16 protein-coding genes are annotated in these 19,174 nt (G+C 45.4%); 6 read left to right on the top strand and 10 right to left on the bottom strand.

Going from position 1 to position 19,174, the window contains the following annotated elements; all coding sequences use genetic code 11:
- Positions 1–3: 3 nt before the first annotated feature.
- From CTT30_RS11905 to vcdP, 7 genes are all read right to left on the bottom strand, one after another.
- A complete protein-coding gene (locus CTT30_RS11905) occupies positions 4–1,254 on the bottom strand; it encodes a glutamate-5-semialdehyde dehydrogenase (protein WP_252035242.1) in 1,251 nt (416 codons plus the stop codon).
- A gap of 14 nt (positions 1,255–1,268) precedes the next feature.
- On the bottom strand, positions 1,269–2,402 hold the full coding sequence (gene proB, locus CTT30_RS11910; RefSeq protein ID WP_239875230.1) for a glutamate 5-kinase: 1,134 nt from the start codon (positions 2,400–2,402) through the stop codon (positions 1,269–1,271).
- Positions 2,403–2,580: 178 nt separating this feature from the next.
- Positions 2,581–2,970: a sigma factor-binding protein Crl gene (gene crl / locus CTT30_RS11915; RefSeq protein ID WP_239838419.1), complete on the bottom strand. Its 390-nt coding sequence runs from the start codon at positions 2,968–2,970 to the stop codon at positions 2,581–2,583.
- 121 nt (positions 2,971–3,091) lie between these two features.
- Positions 3,092–4,339: an esterase FrsA gene (gene frsA / locus CTT30_RS11920; protein WP_239838420.1), complete on the bottom strand. Its 1,248-nt coding sequence runs from the start codon at positions 4,337–4,339 to the stop codon at positions 3,092–3,094.
- A gap of 206 nt (positions 4,340–4,545) precedes the next feature.
- Positions 4,546–5,010 carry a xanthine phosphoribosyltransferase gene (gpt, locus tag CTT30_RS11925; RefSeq protein WP_239838421.1) on the bottom strand — a complete coding sequence of 155 codons (465 nt, stop codon included), beginning with the start codon at positions 5,008–5,010 and terminating at the stop codon, positions 4,546–4,548.
- 79 nt (positions 5,011–5,089) lie between these two features.
- Entirely contained in the window at positions 5,090–6,379 is a 1,290-nt protein-coding gene (locus CTT30_RS11930) for an NCS2 family permease (protein WP_252035243.1), read from the bottom strand.
- 463 nt (positions 6,380–6,842) lie between these two features.
- Complete coding sequence (gene vcdP / locus CTT30_RS23475; RefSeq protein WP_503042215.1) at positions 6,843–6,929, bottom strand: small protein VcdP; 87 nt, start codon at positions 6,927–6,929, stop codon at positions 6,843–6,845.
- Positions 6,930–7,393: 464 nt separating this feature from the next.
- Between vcdP and CTT30_RS11935 the strand changes: the two genes are divergently transcribed.
- The 4 genes from CTT30_RS11935 (at position 7,394) to CTT30_RS11950 (ending at position 11,533) form a co-directional block, all read left to right on the top strand.
- Positions 7,394–8,866, top strand: coding sequence for an aminoacyl-histidine dipeptidase (locus tag CTT30_RS11935; protein ID WP_252035244.1), 1,473 nt, complete (start codon positions 7,394–7,396; stop codon positions 8,864–8,866).
- 270 nt (positions 8,867–9,136) lie between these two features.
- A complete protein-coding gene (locus CTT30_RS11940) occupies positions 9,137–9,580 on the top strand; it encodes an ATP-dependent zinc protease family protein (RefSeq protein ID WP_239838424.1) in 444 nt (147 codons plus the stop codon).
- A complete protein-coding gene (gene rimK, locus CTT30_RS11945; RefSeq protein ID WP_239838425.1) occupies positions 9,577–10,482 on the top strand; it encodes a 30S ribosomal protein S6--L-glutamate ligase in 906 nt (301 codons plus the stop codon). Before CTT30_RS11940 ends, rimK begins: the two co-directional genes overlap by 4 nt.
- Positions 10,469–11,533, top strand: coding sequence for a succinylglutamate desuccinylase/aspartoacylase family protein (locus CTT30_RS11950; protein ID WP_370689704.1), 1,065 nt, complete (start codon positions 10,469–10,471; stop codon positions 11,531–11,533). The genes rimK and CTT30_RS11950 overlap by 14 nt, the downstream gene beginning before the upstream one ends.
- Positions 11,534–11,600: 67 nt before the next feature.
- Here CTT30_RS11950 and CTT30_RS11955 read toward each other — a convergent pair whose 3' ends face one another.
- Positions 11,601–12,965, bottom strand: coding sequence for a sodium-dependent transporter (locus CTT30_RS11955; protein WP_252035245.1), 1,365 nt, complete (start codon positions 12,963–12,965; stop codon positions 11,601–11,603).
- A gap of 332 nt (positions 12,966–13,297) precedes the next feature.
- Here CTT30_RS11955 and CTT30_RS11960 point away from each other — a divergent pair, with 332 nt between their 5' ends.
- The gene (locus CTT30_RS11960) at positions 13,298–15,841 is read left to right on the top strand and encodes an Ig-like domain-containing protein (RefSeq protein ID WP_252035246.1); all 2,544 of its coding nucleotides are present in this window, start codon (positions 13,298–13,300) and stop codon (positions 15,839–15,841) included.
- Between the two features lie 40 nt (positions 15,842–15,881).
- Here CTT30_RS11960 and CTT30_RS11965 read toward each other — a convergent pair whose 3' ends face one another.
- Entirely contained in the window at positions 15,882–16,625 is a 744-nt protein-coding gene (locus tag CTT30_RS11965; protein WP_252035247.1) for a YggN family protein, read from the bottom strand.
- Between the two features lie 56 nt (positions 16,626–16,681).
- A complete protein-coding gene (locus tag CTT30_RS11970) occupies positions 16,682–17,158 on the bottom strand; it encodes a GreA/GreB family elongation factor (RefSeq protein ID WP_252035248.1) in 477 nt (158 codons plus the stop codon).
- A 77-nt stretch (positions 17,159–17,235) separates the two neighbouring features.
- On the opposite strand from CTT30_RS11970, the gene CTT30_RS11975 reads away from it, so the two are divergent.
- Positions 17,236–19,173: a RecQ family ATP-dependent DNA helicase gene (locus CTT30_RS11975; RefSeq protein WP_252035249.1), complete on the top strand. Its 1,938-nt coding sequence runs from the start codon at positions 17,236–17,238 to the stop codon at positions 19,171–19,173.
- Position 19,174 lies beyond the last annotated feature (1 nt).

The following is a 19,174-nucleotide window of genomic DNA, read 5'->3' on the forward strand; positions in this document are numbered from 1 at the left end:
TTGTTAACTACGCGGTAGATAGTTTGCTTTCCCTACCCATTTATAGCTGGTGAGCTCTTCTAATCCCATCGGTCCACGGGCATGTAGCTTCTGAGTCGATACCGCCACTTCCGCTCCTAAGCCGAACTGAGCACCATCAGTAAAACGAGTAGAAGCATTAACATAAACCGCTGCCGAACCAGCAGAATTGATAAATAACTCTGAGTTTTCTAAGCTATTGGTCATGATTGCATCGGAGTGACTCGCGTTATGAACCCGCATGTGGTCAATGGCCTGTTTCACATCTTCAACCACTTTGACGCCCAATGTGTAACTTAACCACTCGGTATCGAAATCCCCCTCAGCACTGTCGCGAATGTCTTTTGCTTCTTGCATCAATGCTTTTGCTTTAGGCTCTGCGACAAAAGTGACCTTATCCTGCATTTTCGCGATGAGCATAGGTAAAAACTCTGAGGCAATATTTTGGTGCACTAGCAAGGTGTCTAAGGCATTACAAGCAGAAGGACGCTGCACTTTTGCGTTTTCTATCACTTCAAGGGATTTTTCCAAATCAGCACTTTCATCAACAAACACATGGCTAATACCGAAACCACCTATAATGACAGGGATTGTGCTGTTTTCCTTACACATTTTGTGTAGCCCTGCCCCGCCTCGTGGAATGATCATATCAACGTAGTCATCCAGCTTTAGCAATTGAGACACCAGTTCACGGTCTGGCTTTTCAATGTATTGAACTGCCGCCGCAGGCAATTCGGCTTTGGCAAGCGCCGATTGGATCACCTTGACCAGTTCCATATTGGAGAAGAAGGTTTCTTTACCACCACGAAGAATGCTTGCGTTCCCCGTTTTCAGACACAACGCAGCAATATCAATGGTCACATTTGGACGCGCCTCATAAATGACCCCGACCACACCGAGAGGCACTCGGCGACGAGATAAAGACATACCATTTTCAAGTACTTTGCTGTCTATTTCACTGCCGACAGGATCATTGAGGCCAATGACGTTTCGTACATCGTTGGCGATCCCGGCTAAACGAGCGTCGTTAAGCAAAAGGCGATCGAGTAATGCCTCTGTCAGCCCCGCTTTGCGGCCTAATTCAATATCTTTAGCATTCGCCGCCAGAATTGTCTCAGCATTGGCTTCAAGCTCATCAGCAATGATAGCCAATGCATGGTTTTTTTGCGCCGTTGACGCGGTCGCTAGTTGAAAAGCCGCCTCTTTCGCCGCTTTCCCCATCGAAATCAGTTCCACAATTTTTCCCTCAATTACTCCTGAATCACAACCATATCGTCACGATGCAGCACTTCGCTGCCATAGTCATAACCCAAAATTCCCAAAATATCTTTACTGTGCTTACCGATGATCTTTGCCATGTCTTGGCTAGAGTAACTGGAAATTCCACGTGCAACTAAGCTGCCTGTTTGGTCTGTCACTCTTACAACTTCACCGCGAGCAAATGTGCCACTCACCTGAGTTACACCTTTCGCTAATAAACTGCTGCCTTTATCAATCACAGCCTTCACCGCACCGTCATCAATTACAATATCGCCAGATGCCGCTGGTCCAGCCAAAATCCATCGCTTACGGCTTTCCAATGCTTCTTCAATTGGCAGGAAACGAGTACCTTGAGGCTCATCACCCAATGAATCAAACACCACATTGGGAGCGCTGCCTGCGGCAATAATGACTTCTATGCCTGCCCTGCGGGCAATATCCGCAGCTTGTAACTTAGTGGCCATACCACCAGTACCTAAAGTCGTGCCACTCCCGCCAGCGATCTTACGCAATGTATCATCAATGGTTTTCACTTCTTTTATCAGCTCAGCACTTGGGTCCTTGCGTGGATCCGCCGTGAAAAGTCCTTTCTGATCGGTCAGTAACAGCAATTTATCAGCGCCACACAAGATACCAACCAGCGCAGATAAGTTGTCATTATCACCGACTTTGATCTCACTGGTCGCGACTGCGTCATTTTCATTAACAATAGGGATAATATTGTTATCCACTAAGGCATTAATGGTGTCCCGAGCATTCAAAAACCGTTCACGGTCTTCCATATCTGCCCGCGTCAACAACATCTGGCCAATCTTAATGCCGTAAATACCAAACAAAGCTTCCCAAGTTTGTATCAATTGGCTTTGACCAACAGCCGCCAGCAATTGTTTATTGGCCATGGAATTGGGCAATGCGGGGTAACCTAGGTGCTCACGCCCAGCAGCAATTGCGCCAGACGATACCATGACCACAGAATGGCCCAGTTTTTTCAGCTCTGCACACTGGCGGGCTAGCTCAACCATATGAGCTCTGTCTAATGCCAAAGTGCCACCAGTTAATACACTGGTACCCAGTTTCACAACCACAGTTTGACGCTGTGTTGCTTGTCCGCATTTTTGATTCATTGTCTTTCTGCTATGAAAATAAAGAGTTCACCAATTACTCATCAGACTGCATAACCGCAAGAATCTGAGACAAATTAGCTATTAGACATGATGTTTTAACAATCAAAACATAAATTCACAAGCAGAAAAGGCGCCGTTAAGCGCCTTTTTATTTGAGAAAATGATAAAGAGGAAAGAATTAGACGAATTCAACCGATTCCTTGTGCAAATCGACATTCATACCGAATTGAGTCTTTAGAGTTTCCTGCAGTTTTTGGTGAAAACCTTCTTGGGTGCGAAATACTTCTTCAATGGCTTTTTTAGGCAATTTCTCGTCTACCCAATCACCCTTTCCATCGTAGAGGCCAGTGCGGTAACGAGCTGCGAATGTTTGCCCTTGTTGTTCAAGTTCTAACCACCATCCCCAGAACTCTCTTTCTTCCGGCGACTTTTTGTCATTCACACACACAGAAAGACAATCGAACAAGTATCGTCCTTCTTCACATTGAGGCTCTCTCAGATAAGGGCCAATGGCCTTCAGTGTAGACAACAAACGGTAATGAGTTGGACTCTTTGGCTGTTCAGACATAATGAATCTCCATATTCAAAATCTGTTGTGATTATTCGTTGTAGTTATGACGAGCAAATAAACAGGACTGCATAGTTTGGGTATTGCCCTTATATGAGTGTTGCCTAATTTATTAGATTTGTCATCTAATTAGCTCGTCCTCCAACCACTTAATCGCCAAATCGAGGGATTGCTCATATCCTTGTGTAATTGTTTTTGCACTGATTTTCTTCGCTTTCCCATAGTCGCTGAACAAGGCAACAAGCTGATTATCACTGTAAGGAGAAACAGGATCGTTTTCGAGACTCATTGCCAGAATAGGGACCTTAGTTTTACGGTTAGATAAAATGCCTTGAACCTTAAGTGACCAAGCCATCAACTGACCCGCCAAACTGTTGACGTCGACAACATTTTTGCCCAATCGTGAAGCCAGTACATCGAGGTACATTTTCGGCATTTTTTTCAGTTTCTTTGGTGATGCTAATACATCGTGAATCGGCGCACCCAAGCTCACACAAGCTTTTAACTTATCCGGTTCCATGAATGAAAGTCTAACCATGGCATTGCCACCAAAACGGAAACCAATCAAACCGACCCTGTGATGATCTACCCATGGAATATTAAACAGCTCATTAAGTACCGCTTGATGCAGACACGAAGTATCTTCTGTGAGCGTCCAGTGACTGTTATGGCCAATCGAGGGCATATCAACAGTCAACATCGCGATGTCTTTCTTGGCTAAGTGATCGCGAAATAACGTCCACAAGTCAGTTTGCAAGCTGTCTAACCCTGCGCTGACGATTACGACAGGCTGAGGCTTATCCGTTTTCGTTAGATGAAGATGAGCAATAATGCGCTTGTTCTGATAAGGAATTTCAATTTGCTTAACGATATATTTTGTTTTCTTTGCCGCTTCTGTATAAGCATTGCTAGCCAGTACTTGAGCCTGTATAGCTAAGTTATCGTTTTTCAAATGGGGGTAACCGGCAATACTAAAACACAAGGACGCATTGAACAGCTCATCCGCGGCTTCTTCACCCTTGAGTTCATGAGAGCGCTTGTTATGCAGCATCCCCAGCTTGGTCCACTCATAAGTCCAGTTACCGCTGTGATAGCCCATGACGGTATCCAGCCACTCATCATGAGTCCTTGAATGTTTAGAAGAGGCGATTTTTGCCAGAACAGCTTCGATTTCAATAGGATCTAATCCCTGCCATACCCACTGCATACGACGCAGATTTCGGTACCACTTAAAGCCCTCTTCTTCACGCCGCTTGTCTAGTAATTCTTGGCTACTGGGCATGTATTGAGTTAATGAGGACGTTTCTCGCGCTTGCTTATGGTTGGTGAACAGTGTTTCTGACAGGTTTTTGCTCACTTCTTCAGACATAATGACGCCTAGTTTAAATAATTTCCTATATTGTATACCCGTGTCGCCTCAAAAGGCAGGCACTCATCAATGTTCAACCTATTAATTGGCAAAAAGTGACGAATAAGTCATTAAAAAACCAGCATAAGTAAACTAGGTTAAGCGGATCAATAGGCACAAACAAAAAATGACCCATAAGGGTCATTTTTAAACTCAACAAACAGAGATTACTTTTGCTTGCGGTTAATAGGTTCAATGTACTGAATAGACATATCCCATGGCTGCTCAATCCAAGTTTCCTGAGCAATGTCCACAACATAATCGTCCAATAGCGCAGCACCTGATGGCTTAGCACATACCGCAATCAGTTTTGCTTTAGGGTAAAGTTCACGAAGTTTGCGTGCAGTATCACCACTATCTACCAAATCCTCTACGATCAGGTAACCTTCACCATCACCTTCTGGCGCTTTTAGCACGCTCATATCACGCTGATGATCGTGATCGTAGCTAGAAATACAAATGGTATCAACGTAACGAATACCTAATTCACGAGCCAGAATTGCACCTGGAACAAGACCACCACGGCTCACTGCCCAGATACCTTTCCACTGCTCAGCAGGCATTTGCTGCTCAGCTAGCTCACGACAATAAGCGTGCATTTGATCCCAAGTAATAACGAATTTCTTACTCATTGTAATAAACCTAATTATAAAAAGTTGAGGGCCTGTGGAGCCAACGCTTGGTTGATCTCACAAGCCCTTATTGAAGTTTTTAAGCAACAATGTACTTGAAGATAAAGATTGCTGACATAACCCATACACTGAGCGAAACATCACGACCTTTACCACTGAATAATTTAATTGCTGCGTAAGCAATGAAGCCCAACGAGATCCCTTCTGCGATAGAGAAAGTCAGCGGCATCAGCAAACAAGTCACAACCACTGGTGCAGCTTCGGTTAAGTCTCGCCAATCGATGCTAACCAAACCAGATAACATCAGAATAGCCACATAGAATAGCGCCCCCGCAGTCGCATACGCAGGGATCATACCAGCCAATGGCGAGAAGAATAGAGCAAGTAGGAACAAAATACCAACTACAACAGCGGTTAGACCTGTGCGACCACCAGCGGCAACACCGGATACGCTCTCAATGTAAGAAGTCGTGTTTGACGTACCCAACAGAGCACCTACCGAAGTAGCAGTTGAGTCAGCAAGAAGAGCTTTATTCAAGCGAGGAATTTTACCATCTTTATCCATCAGACCAGCTTTTTGAGACACACCCACTAGCGTGCCAGCAGTATCAAATAAGTCGACGAAAAGGAAAGCAAAAACCACTGAAATCATACCGATCTCAAATACTGCAGAAAAATCCAACTGCATGAAGGTTGGTGCAATGCTTGGTGGTGTTGACATGATGCCACCCCATTGCACATCACCAAACGCCAAACCTAAGCCAGTAACCGCCAAAATAGCGATCATCACCGCGCCTTTTACGCCACGATGAACCAGTGCAATAGTCAGGAAGAAGCCAATTGAAGCTAGTACTGCAGGTAATGAAGTAATCGAGCCAAGAGAAACAAGCGTCGCCGGGTTATCAACCACAATACCTGCATTCTTTAACGCGATAAATGCCAAGAACAAGCCAATACCCGCCGAAATACCCGTGCGCAAAGAAAGGGGGATGGAGTTTATGATCCACTCTCGGATCTTAAACACACTCAATAGAATGAATAGCACACCGGATACAAATACTGCCGCTAGAGCCACTTGCCATGTATACCCCATACCTAACACAACAGCATAGGTGAAAAAGGCGTTGAGCCCCATTCCTGGTGCCTGAGCAATTGGGTAGTTCGCCACGAAGCCCATGATAAAACAGCCGATAGCCGCTGCCAGACAGGTAGCAACAAAGACAGCACCACGATCCATGCCTGCATCTGCCAAGATAGCTGGGTTTACAAAAATAATGTAAGCCATGGTCAGAAAAGTCGTGATACCTGCAATGATCTCAGTTTTTACATTCGTTCCGTGTTCACTGAGCTTGAATATTTTTTCGAACATAATCGAATTCCAAAGGAGTAATAGTAAACGGTTGCGTAATCGATTGGCGGGATTATAGAGTCTCCAAATATCAAATTCCAGATAGAATTACGGCTCTAATAAACATTTCTATCTGTAAAATTTAGCTTTAGAAGAATTAATTTTATTAACACCGGTGAAAAATACTTTAAGTTCAATAAGTAATAAGAATGAATGCCAGATATTGTAAACGGTGATTTTTCTACCATGTCGTAAAGTTACATAGAGCTAAGGCTTAAGAATTGGATGCTGAATAGGCAATTATAAGGATGAGTTTTATCCGTCGGGATAAAGTTGAGGAAATGGAAGTATTGGCCATGTGCTTTCTCACGATAAAAAAACGCCACTCAATTTGAGTGGCGGTTGAATCATCTCAGCAAATTAGGCGCTGTAATAAAATTCCAATATAGGGGTGAACAAACTTGTTCGAGAGTCACAAACTCGATTAGTAACCGAAGCTTGTTGGGTATGCAAAATTGCCAGTATAAACAGAGCTGTTTAGCCAGAATGTTGCACTTGGTAAACCTTTCATAACTATCACCTTCTAAATCAATTAAAACAGATAACAAATATTGATTTCTCGGTTCCATGGAGGCGACAAATCGGACTCATCCTTTGAGCATTTTCTCTTCACTTTCGAAGCTGGTTACTAATATACCCCAAAGAAAATTAATTACAACAATAAAAGTGATTAAAATCACATAAAATTCAAAAAATGACTTACATCAAGCCAGTTATGTAATTTAATTACACAAATATCAGCAATATCTTTAATTTTATTACGCTCAATAAGAATAGAGTCTCACAAACATAAATAACAGAATCCACGTTATGTGATGACAACGAAACATTTCGTTTCCGCTTTGACTACTACCTTGTGTCACGTAGTGCTATTCTGTGCCTCTCTACTCAATAGGCCAGATTCAGATTTTTGTGCTACTCATTTAGCAACATCACCTAATAAGATCTGGCGTTATTATCATTAAGGAGTCATCCGTGTCTGAATTCCATTCTGAAATCAGCAACTTATCACCTGCACCTTTATGGCAGTTTTTCGATAAGATCTGCTCTATCCCACACCCTTCTAAACATGAAGAAGCATTAGCTCAGTACATTGTAAATTGGGCAACGGAGCAAGGCCTCGATGTGCGTCGAGACCCAACGGGCAATGTTTTCATTAAAAAGCCAGCAACCCCTGGCATGGAAAATAAGAAAGGCGTAGTTCTTCAAGCTCATATTGATATGGTGCCGCAAAAAAATGAAGACACGGAGCATGACTTCACTAAAGATCCTATCCAACCATACATAGACGGTGAATGGGTCACAGCCAAAGGCACCACACTAGGCGCTGATAACGGTATGGGGATGGCATCATGCTTAGCGGTACTGGCCTCCACAGACATCAAACACGGCCCACTTGAAGTACTTCTGACTATTGATGAAGAAGCTGGAATGACAGGAGCCTTTGGTCTTGAAGCTGGCTGGCTTGAAGGTGAAATTCTACTCAATACCGACTCTGAGCAAGAAGGTGAAGTCTACATGGGCTGTGCGGGCGGTATTGATGGAGAAATGACGTTCGACATTAAACGTGAAGCAATCCCAGCAGGTTACGTCACTCGCCAACTGATTTTGAAAGGCCTAAAGGGTGGTCACTCTGGTTGTGATATCCATACGGGCAGAGGTAACGCAAACAAACTCGTTGCTCGCTTCCTAGCCGGTCATGCACAAGAATTGGATCTACGCCTAATTGAATTCCGTGGCGGTAGCCTGCGTAATGCAATTCCGCGTGAAGCCTTCGTGACAGTCGCTATCCCTGCCGAAAACGAAGCTAAACTGGCAGAACTGTTTAACTTCTACACAGACTTGTTGAAGCAAGAGTTAGGCAAAGTAGAAACGGACATCGTTTCATTCAATGAAGCCATTGAAACCAGCGAACAAGCGCTAGCTATTGCTGATCAGCAACGTTTTATTGCGGCACTCAATGCTTGTCCTAACGGCGTGATCCGCATGAGTGATGAGATCGAAGGAGTAGTAGAAACATCCCTGAATGTGGGTGTCGTTACCACAGAGAGCGATAAGATAAACGTTCTGTGCCTAGTTCGCTCATTGATTGACTCAGGTCGCCACCAAGTAGAAAGCACCCTAACATCGGTGGCAGAACTGGCGGGGGCGAAGATTGCTTTTTCAGGCGCCTACCCTGGTTGGAAACCGGATGCGGACTCTGAGATCATGGCTATCTTCCGTGACATGTATGAAGGCATTTACGGCCACAAGCCGAACATTATGGTTATCCATGCCGGCCTTGAATGTGGTTTGTTTAAGGAGCCGTACCCGAATATGGACATGGTGTCGTTTGGCCCAACGATCAAATTCCCACACTCGCCTGATGAGAAAGTGAAAATCGATACCGTTGCACTATTCTGGGAACAAATGGTGGCACTACTGGAAGCGATTCCAGAGAAAGCCTAACCTGCTCTTCCCATCGAAAAATACCCCAAAGCCAGCTGACATTGCTGGCTTTTTTGTTTCCTAGTTCGACAATTAATTTTTGTCGTTACGGTGAAATTTATTCGTTAGTCACCAGCGCATCTTCGCTGATACAGTCGCCGCAGTTGAAGCACCTAAGGCAATCCAGCTTGCCCTCTTCAACCTATGTAACCGATACATGCTATTGGTTATATCGCAAGATGCTCAGTTCTCAGAGCCTCTTAATTACTCTCTGAATATAAATGAAATGCCATGAACGAAAAACTGCTAGTGGGCTGGCGAGAAACCTTAAGTCTTCCTGGGTTAGGCATAGAGAAGATCAATGCCAAGATTGATACCGGTGCTCGTACTTCTTGTCTGCATACCTTTAAACTTGAAAGCTTCAATAAAGGAACAGAGTTGTGGGTAAGGTTTTGGATCCATCCACAACAGCGTAATACCACTGAAGAAGTAGTGTGCGAGGCTAAGGTCATCGACCAGCGAATTGTTCGAGATTCCGGAGGTCATGAAGAAACACGCTATGTGATTGAATCGGAAATACGACTCGGTCAGGAGAGCTGGCCAGCAGAGTTAACGTTAACCAATCGCGAAAATATGGCGTTTCGCATGCTGTTAGGTCGAACAGCAATGCACCATCGTTTGATTGTCGACCCTGTTCAATCGTTTTTAGTCCCTTTCGAGGAAAACCAACAATGAAAATCGGTATTCTGTCTCGCAACGCAAATTTGTACTCAACTAAGCGTTTGATTGAAGCGTGTCAGAAACGTGGGCACCAAGTCAAAGTCATCGACGCCCTGCGCTGCTATATGAACATAAATTCCGATAAACCTGAAATTCATTTTAAAGGTGAAGAGTTATCCGGATTTGATGCCATTGTGCCACGTATTGGGGCTTCAGTGACCTTTTATGGCACCGCCGTACTGCGTCAATTTGAAATGATGGGTGTTTATCCAGTCAACGAGTCTGTTGCGATTACTCGCTCACGAGACAAGTTACGCTCTATGCAGTTGTTGTCACGTAAAGGGATAGGTATGCCAATTACGGGCTTTGCCAGCAAACCCGATGATGTTAAAGACCTGCTCGAGATGGTTGGTGGTGCTCCTGTGGTCATTAAACTGTTGGAAGGTACTCAAGGCATTGGGGTGGTACTGGCTGAAACACGTAAAGCCGCCGAAAGTGTTGTCGAAGCTTTCATGGGCTTGAAAGCCAACATCATGGTTCAGGAATACATCAAAGAAGCTGGTGGGGCAGACATTCGCTGCTTTGTCATTGGCGACAAGGTGATCGCAGCAATGAAGCGTCAAGGTGCAGAAGGTGAGTTTCGTTCTAACCTGCACCGTGGTGGCAGTGCATCACTGATAAAAATTACGCCAGAAGAGCGTCGTACCGCCATTGCCGCAGCCAAAATTATGGGGCTCAATGTCGCGGGTGTCGATCTACTAAGATCCGAACGCGGACCTTTAGTGATGGAGGTTAACTCGTCACCAGGGCTAGAAGGCATTGAATCTGCGACAGGTAAAGACATTGCAGGCATGATCGTCGAGTTTATCGAAAAGAATGCCCCGACTAAAAGGACCAGAACTCGTGGCAAAGGCTAAAAACAACCGCGTGTTTGAGATTCTCGGCGAGCAAGTCTTGCCAGGACAACGAAAAGTGCTCGATCTCAAGTCAGCCAAACTCTACACCCATTCTCGCTTATCGATCCCAATTGAAGTGATCAACGGGAAGTACGCAGGGCCGACTCTTATGGTTAATGCGGCTATTCATGGCGACGAGCTCAATGGCGTAGAAATTGTTCGGCAACTCATCAACACCATTGACGCACAAAAACTGAAAGGTACAGTCATCGCTGTACCTATCGTCAACGTGTTCGGATTTATTCATAAATCACGCTATTTACCCGATAGACGCGACCTAAACCGCTGTTTTCCGGGCAGTGAAAAAGGCTCACTCGCTTCGCGAATGGCAAGCGCTTTCTTCAATCAGATCGCGAAACGCTGTGACTACATTCTTGATTTACATACGGGGGCGATTCATCGTACTAACTTACCTCAGATTCGGGCAGACCTAAGTAACCCAGAAACGTTGCGTATTGCACAAGCCTTTGCAACGCCAGTCATTGTTGACGCTCCTTTGCGGGATGGTTCGTTACGCAGTGAAGCCGAACGTCTCGGGATCCCAGTGTTGACATACGAGGCTGGTGAGGCATTACGATTTGAACCCATTTGTATTAATGCTGGATTCATTGGCGTTAAACGTGTGATGCAAGCCATTGGCATGTTAAGGCCCAGTCGTAAAAAGCGGCCAGAGCCCGTGATTGCCAAGTCCACCAGTTGGATTAGAGCGGAAAGCGATGGCATTTTACGTACCGTTGTGACATTAGGTGAAAAAGTAGTGAGGGGCCAAATTCTCGCCTTCATTAGTGCACCACTGGGGCACAGTGAGATTGAAATCAAGGCCCATAAAGGGGGAATCGTGATTGGTCAGCAAACACTTCCCTTGGTCAATGAAGGCGATGCCGTGTTTCATTTGGCTTATTTTGCCGAAGATGATCAGCAAGTGGAACAGGTCGTAGAAGAGTTCATCGAAGAGATCAGCGACTCGGATTTAGAGCCACTCACAACAGGCCAAATCCACTCTCCTGCATAAATCAAAAAACCGCTTGCCCATTTAAGAGGTCAGCGGTTTTACATCAAATAATGTCTTGTTCAGGCTGTTAACCGAATGAAGCCCAAATCACTGTGGCAACCAATACCGGACAGACAAACTTTATGTATACAGGCCAAAGCTTTCCAAACCATCCTTGAGTAAACTCAGGATAGCCTTGCTCGAGTTCTTTGATTTTCGAGTGACGGCTCCACATCCAACCACCAAACAAGCAGAAGAGCAACGCTGCTGCAGGTTGTAAATACTGAGTCGCGACTGTCGCGACCATGCCAAATAAAGCACCAAAGTTAAACACAATCACAATACTAAACAGTGCGATCAAACCGCCCAGAGCCCAGCTTGTGGTACTGCGCTTAGTGTTAAATCGCTCACCAACTAGCGCGACCGGACACTCCAGCATAGAGATGGAAGAAGTCAGTGCCGCAATCGTCAGCAGTAGGAAGAACACAATCGCAAATAGCTGGCCTAATAAACCAAGGCTATCAAACATCAAAGGCAATACGGTGAAAACCAAGGTATCTGAGCTGAGCAGAGAGCCATCCTCAGCGTAGATCTGCACGCCTTTTTGCATCGCCACAAACATCGCAGGCATAACCACTAAACCAGCAATAAAAGCAACCGCGGTATCAACCAGAGTGACGTTCATCGCCATTTTAGGCAGGTTCTCTTTCTTACTGAGGTATGAGCCATAGATCAGCATAGAACAGCCACCTATGGTCAGAGAAAAGAAACCCTGCCCCATAGCAGCAAGAATTAATTTTCGGTCCATCACCTTGTCAAAATCTGGAACAAGATAATGCTTAAGCCCTTCCATCGCACCGGATTGAGTCATGATATAGACGAACAACAAGCCAAATAGAACGAACAAAGCAGGCATCAGGCGCGTTGACCATTTCTCGATGCCTTGTTTCACCCCACCTTGTACAATGAGAATCGTCAGCACGTAGAAAACAACTGTACCAAACAGGTTACGCTCAACACTGAATCCCTTAAACCAAGCACTTGCAGCTTGCATGCCCACCACATCAGTCACAGCACCAAGCAAAAAGCATATCAGCCAACCACCGACAATGCTGTAAAACGCCAGCACAGCGCTGGGCACACTTAAACCTATCCATCCAACAAGCCCACCGACTTTTTTCGCCAGAGGATGAACGGTGAGAGAGCGCATGCTATCCACGGGGTTAGCCTGACCATGACGACCTATCGCCATTTCGACCACCAGCATTGGAAACGCCACCACCAAAATCATCACCAGATAAACCAGCAAAAATGCCCCGCCACCATTACTGGCGGCTTGAGTAGGGAAACCCCAAATATTACCTAAACCAACCGCAGCGCCAGCTGCCGCCAGAATAAAGCCTAAACGAGAGCCAAAGTGCTCACGTGTTTGAAAATTGTCTTCTTGTGCCATACCACTTAACTTGCACCCACAAACTAGTTAACTAGTACAATATTACAAAATTCTTATTCACTCCAGCTATGAGGTTATTAAGCAACCAGATTAAGGCAAATAAATAGGAAATTAAGCTGTAAATTAATTCATACAAAGCATTTTTAACCAACCAGTAAGCAAAAATTGAAGCGTGAAGTGCGCCGAACAACCAATGTAATGAAAGATTCCAACTAATTTCCACCGTGATATCCGACGAATAAACCCCAAATAATCATTAAGTTAGCGAGCAAAGCTCAGCATTTTCGCTATTGGTTATGAGTTGGTTTACTAAATCCATTAAGGAGAGAAAAATGGGTTCAAATCTGCTCAGAGGCGCCATCATCGCGGCGCTAGGGCTAAGCTACCAAGCGCACGCCTATGATTGTGCTGGCTTGGCGGTTTGGGATAGCACTGCGGTCTACACATCCGGAGATCTAGTTCAGACATCCAACCATGCTTATCAAGCCAGTCATTGGACACAGGGCAATGACCCCGTCAGCAACTCCGGTGATTGGGAAGCATGGAAAGACCTTGGACAATGTGACACTGGCGGTGGTAACGCAGACCCAGAGGTATCCATATCTTCTCCTGTTAATAATGCCGAGATCCCCGAAGGCACAGTCACCACGATACAGGCTTCCGCCAGTGATAGCGATGGCAACATCGCTCAAGTGGCGTTCCTGGTTGATGACCAGAACATTGCGACGGTCACACAAGCACCTTATCAAACAGATTGGACAGCGGTCGCAGGTACAACCACCATTTCTGTTATTGCCACTGACAATGAAAACGCAACATCAGAAACGCAGATTGCAATCAGCGTCACCTTAGCTGGCGAACCGATTCCTCCTTCTGTCACTTTAACCAGCCCTTCAGGCAGCGAGCAATTGACGGAAGGCGATCTTCTCACATTAAGTGCTAATGCCTCCGACACAGATGGCAGTGTTGATAAAGTCGAGTTTTTTGTCGATGGACAATTGATTGCCAGCGACACCTCCGCACCTTATGAAACCACGTGGACCTCAGTCAGTGGTACTCATAACTTCAAGGCCAAAGCGACAGACAACGACAACCAGACGACTTCAACCCAAGAGGTATCACTGGTTGTCGCCAGCAGCGCAACAGGTGGCTGTGCTGGGCTACCAACCTATACCGCAGGCACCAGCTACAGTGCGGGTCAGTTGGTACAGAACCACAATCAAAAATACCGTTGTGACATTGCAGGTTGGTGCTCTTCAAGCTCCGCCTGGGCCTACGAACCAGGACAAGGAGACTATTGGGATGAAGCCTGGACGGGGTTAGGCGCTTGTGCCGCTCCACCAGCGGTAACCATCACTAGCCCTAGTGACAATCAGATATTGCTTGCGGGTAGTACCGTCAGTTTCACTGCTGACGCTTCGGATTCTGATGGGACAGTAAGCCAAGTCGAATTCTTCGCAGGCAGTAACAGCCTCGGTGTAGTGACACAGCCGCCTTACACGGTGAGTTGGACAGCGACTCAAGTTGGCCTTAATAGCCTCAAAGCCATCGCGACAGACAATGAAAACAACACGGGCGAAGCGACGGTTTCGGTAACAGTCAGTGACCAAGATTTAGTGGTTGCATTGACATCGCCAACAGCGGGCCAAACCGTCGGGCTAGGTAAATCGGTCCAGTTTGCCGCCGATGCAACATCGCTGTCTGCCAACGTGACGCAGGTCGATTTCTTAGTGAACGGATCGATTGTCGGTACAGATATCACTGCACCATACAGCTATAACTGGACCGCAGGTGCGGTAGGTAGCTATACCGTTGCTGCCAAAGCCACAGACTCAGCCAATAGCGAGGTCACATCTGACGCAGCAACGATTACTGTCGTAGAGCAAACAGAGAAAACACATAAACTGATAGGTTACTGGCATAATTTCGTCAACGGAGCAGGTTGCCCTATGCGTTTGGCAGATATGTCTGATGCTTGGGACGTGATCGATATCGCCTTCGCTGATAATGATCGTAACAGCGATGGTACTGTGCACTTTAACCTATACTCAGGCGATATCCACAGCAGTTGTGCCGCGCTTAATCCAACTCAATTCAAGCAAGATATGGCAGCACTGCAAGCCAAAGGTAAAAAGTTCGTTCTCTCTCTTGGGGGAGCTGAGGGCACGATTACTCTAAATACTGATCAGGATGAAGCCAACTTTGTCTCTAGCTTGACTGACATCATCAAGGAATGGGGTTTCGATGGTCTTGATGTCGACTTGGAGAGTGGCTCAAATCTCGTTCATGGCTCGCAAATTCAGGCTCGTTTAGGCCGAGCACTATTGCAAATTGAGCAAAATATAGGTGGGGATATGTACCTGACTATGGCGCCAGAGCATCCTTATGTTCAAGGCGGATTCGTCGCTTACAGTGGTATTTGGGGCGCGTACATTCCGGTCATTAATGACACACGCAGTACACTAGATCTGCTCCACGTTCAGCTCTATAACAATGGCGGATTGCCAAATCCTTACACACAAGGCAGTGCCGCTGAAGGCTCCGTTGATATGATGGTGGCTCAATCCAAAATGCTAATTGAAGGCTTTGAGTTAGCTAATGGCACTCAGTTTGCGCCGCTTCGAGATGATCAAGTCGCGATTGGTTTACCATCAGGTCCTAGCTCAGCAAACTCTGGGCAAGCGCCAACCCCAAATATTCTTGATGCGCTAGATTGCCTAACTAAAGGCACCAGCTGCGACTCAGTCATTCCTGCCTTTAATTATCCGAATTTTGCGGGCGTGATGACTTGGTCTATCAACTGGGATGAACACGATGGTTACATCTTCTCAGGCCCAGTTGGAGATAAGCTCACTCAGATGAATAATAGCCAGTAACGACAAGAGCGCCATTTGGCGCTCTTCTCTTATCTGAGGGTTAGATGGTAAAGACTTGATAATCTTTTAGCTGTGGAATTTTCTTATGCAATTCCTTCTCTTGCTCAGCCATGCTGTCAAGCGAATCACAAAACTCTTGGCTCTGTTTCTCTACATCCACTGAGTGCGCCTCCAGTCTCTTCGCAATGCGCTCTTTCAGCTCACTCATAGTATCAGCCATCTCAGTCAGGTTCAGACCACCTTCCGCCTGCATCTTTTCAGACATCGCATTAAATGCACTGGTGATAAACTCTTCATTAAAGAGCTTCTTCGCACTTTCAAAGTCTTCCGTCCAAGTTTCGCGCAGTGAAGCAAAACTGTCTGCGGGCAAAATTAAATCACCATTCTGGTAATAACGAGCTTCAATATCAGCGTAAAACTGCTGCATAGAAGCTTTGACGCTATCAAACGCCTCGGGGGCGTCGAAGCTTTGACCAACATCATCAATAATATCATTAGCCAGCGCTAAACCATCTTGAGCTATTTGTTTTGCTCGTGGTAGATAATCGTTCAAATTACTGCGATAGTCGGCAATAGCTTGCTGCTGAGAAGCATCAAGAGGGATCTCTTCACCATGAATGGTTAGGGTGTTTTCGGCATCGACAATCGCCGTATCACCGCCTTTCTGGTGGATTTCCAATGTTTTGTCATTAAGACGAATATCATTCTTCAAATCGACATTACATTGAGCAGCATACGCCTGACTCGCCACCAGTAACGAGATAGTAAATAGTCCGTATTTCATTTTAATCTCACCGTATTGACTCTGGGTTACCCTAACAAAAACTCACCCTAGTTGCGTCAAATTATTGTTTCTATCTCATAGAAAAAAGTGGTACTTCCCACTTGATACTCGACATCATCGCCCAACGACTTTCCTTTTAGAGCTCGACCGAGGGGAGAGTCAAAAGTCACTAACATGACTTCCTGATGTTGATGCTCTACCTTCAAGCCCCCAGCGCATGGAACAACAAAGAACCAACGACCGTTATCATCTAGATCAACAAGGCAAACTAACGTCCCCAATCCGACATATTCCGGCTGTACTGGTAGCTTTAGACCTGACATCACACTCAACTCTCGCTCACACTCCTGAACACGCATTGCCTGTCCATGAGCGAGGTAAGACGCTTCTAATGCCAGCGTATCGTATTTATGTTCGGGCACAGTTTCTTCATCGGTCGCTGACTCTATCGCTCGCTGGGTTGAGCTTTGAGCAACTTCAAGGGATTGTTGCATGGCAAGCCGTATGGTTTGCAGTAGCTCCGATTTATTCATACTAAAATCATGTTCCTTCCAGTCTAATGCCTCTAGAATACTACGTCAGACATTCTCGTCATACTGGTAACAGGCAAATGCAGACATCAGGCAACCAAGAAATCATCGATTCGACTCTACGTTCCACATTTGGTTTTGAACAGCTCAGAGATGGGCAATATACCGTGATAGACAAAGTCCTTAGTGGTCGATCCTGCGCGGCTATTTTCCCAACAGGTTCAGGAAAGTCATTATGCTATCAGCTGTCTGCCTTGTGCTTACCTCACCTGACTTTGGTCATTTCTCCACTGTTAGCGCTAATGAAAGATCAACTCGAATTTTTGCATAACAAGGGGATCTCGGCGGCGTCTCTTAACTCAAACCAAAGCCGAGAAGAAACGCAGAGTATCATGACAAAAGTGCGAAATGGGGAGATTAAGATCCTTATGGTGTCAGTCGAGCGACTAAAAAACGAACGATTTCGTCACTTTTTGTCTCAGCTTAGTATCTCGCAATTGGTTGTCGATGAGGCGCACTGTATCTCAGAATGGGGCCACAACTTTCGCCCTGACTACCTAAAGCTTCCTCAATTTCAACAAGAACTTTCTATTCCTCAAGTTCTCCTTTTAACCGCGACGGCAACGCAAACGGTATTGGATGACATGAGTAAGAAATTCAACATTGCGCCTGAGGATATTACGGTAACAGGGTTTTATCGCCCCAACTTAGATATTTCTGTTATCCCATGTAGTGAAGAAGAAAAAGATCAAACATTACTATCCATTTTCTGCGAAGCACAATCTTTACCCACCATCGTCTACGTGACTCAACAAAACAGTGCTGAGCGTATTGCTAACCTACTCGCTGAGAAAGGTATTAAGGCTATGGCGTACCATGCAGGGCTAGACAGTAATAGCAGAGAACGTATCCAGCAAGACTTTATGGCCGGCCACACAGAGTGTATTGCCGCCACAATTGCATTTGGAATGGGAGTAGATAAATCTGATATCCGCCGCGTTATTCACTTTGATCTACCCAAATCAATAGAGAACTATGCACAAGAAATCGGCCGAGCAGGACGAGACGGTAAATCCTCACAGTGCATTCTCCTCGCCAATGAAGATGGCGTGTCGACTCTGGAAAACTTTGTTTATGGTGACACACCAGAACACACAGAGATCCACAACGTCATCCAACAAACCATTTCGTCCACACCGAACTGGGAAGTGGTGATATCTCGCTTATCTTCAGAGAGCAACATTCGCCAACTACCACTAAAAACCTTGCTGGTGTATATGGAAATGGCAAACATCATCACGGCACAATACAGTTATTTTGCCGACTATCGCTTTAAATTCATTATGACCAAGCAAGACATCATTGCTCGTTTTGAGGGAGAGAGACGCCAGTTTACCGAGGCTTTGTTCAACTGTTCAATTCAAGCGAGAACTTGGTGCCAAGTCGACTTTGAGGCATTATGGCAAAGCTACAATGGAGAACGCGCTCGTGCAGTCGCCGCATTGGATTATTTTCACCAAAACGGATGGATTGAGCTTGAAAGTAAATTGATGACGGAAGTTTATCGTGTCAACTCGCTCGAACAGTCGTTAGAACAAATAAGTGAACAGCTTTTCAATTTGTTTAAAGCAAAAGAAACCAGTGACGTTGAACGTATCCATAACCTGTTAAGTTTATTTAAATCTGAATCCTGTTTAAGTCACGCTTTAGCCAGTTATTTCTCTGATAATCAAGCTCCACATAAGTGTGGGCATTGCAGCGTATGCAGAAAAGAGCACCAAGAATGGCCAGCCAGTATTAGACCTAAGATCAAAAGTCAGGACATCACCAACTGGTTAAAGCCTTTACAACAAAAATCATCGTCCACATTATCTGATAACCTCAAAGCGAAATTTCTATGTGGTATCGCCACACCTTGGTTTACAAAAATCAAAGCTCGCAATATGGAAGGGTTTGGCCAACTTTCCTCTCACCCTTATCAACAGGTCATGGACGCAATCTCTAGCTATAACAAATAAC

The sequence above is a fragment of the Vibrio coralliilyticus genome, from assembly GCF_024449095.1.
Classification (GTDB): Bacteria; Pseudomonadota; Gammaproteobacteria; order Enterobacterales; family Vibrionaceae; genus Vibrio; species Vibrio coralliilyticus_A.

Bases quoted from the DNA above. Each gene is read 5' to 3' on its own strand.
- vcdP (WP_503042215.1), bottom strand. From the start codon at position 6,929: ATGAAAGGTTTACCAAGTGCAACATTCTGGCTAAACAGCTCTGTTTAT.
- gpt (WP_239838421.1), bottom strand. From the start codon at position 5,010: ATGAGTAAGAAATTCGTTATTACTTGGGATCAAATGCACGCTTATTGT.
- CTT30_RS11930 (WP_252035243.1), bottom strand. From the start codon at position 6,379: ATGTTCGAAAAAATATTCAAGCTCAGTGAACACGGAACGAATGTAAAA.
- CTT30_RS11970 (WP_252035248.1), bottom strand. From the start codon at position 17,158: ATGAATAAATCGGAGCTACTGCAAACCATACGGCTTGCCATGCAACAA.
- CTT30_RS11960 (WP_252035246.1), top strand. From the start codon at position 13,298: ATGGGTTCAAATCTGCTCAGAGGCGCCATCATCGCGGCGCTAGGGCTA.
- proB (WP_239875230.1), bottom strand. From the start codon at position 2,402: ATGAATCAAAAATGCGGACAAGCAACACAGCGTCAAACTGTGGTTGTG.
- frsA (WP_239838420.1), bottom strand. From the start codon at position 4,339: ATGTCTGAAGAAGTGAGCAAAAACCTGTCAGAAACACTGTTCACCAAC.
- CTT30_RS11975 (WP_252035249.1), top strand. From the start codon at position 17,236: ATGCAGACATCAGGCAACCAAGAAATCATCGATTCGACTCTACGTTCC.
- CTT30_RS11955 (WP_252035245.1), bottom strand. From the start codon at position 12,965: ATGGCACAAGAAGACAATTTTCAAACACGTGAGCACTTTGGCTCTCGT.
- crl (WP_239838419.1), bottom strand. From the start codon at position 2,970: ATGTCTGAACAGCCAAAGAGTCCAACTCATTACCGTTTGTTGTCTACA.
- rimK (WP_239838425.1), top strand. From the start codon at position 9,577: ATGAAAATCGGTATTCTGTCTCGCAACGCAAATTTGTACTCAACTAAG.
- CTT30_RS11940 (WP_239838424.1), top strand. From the start codon at position 9,137: ATGAACGAAAAACTGCTAGTGGGCTGGCGAGAAACCTTAAGTCTTCCT.
- CTT30_RS11965 (WP_252035247.1), bottom strand. From the start codon at position 16,625: ATGAAATACGGACTATTTACTATCTCGTTACTGGTGGCGAGTCAGGCG.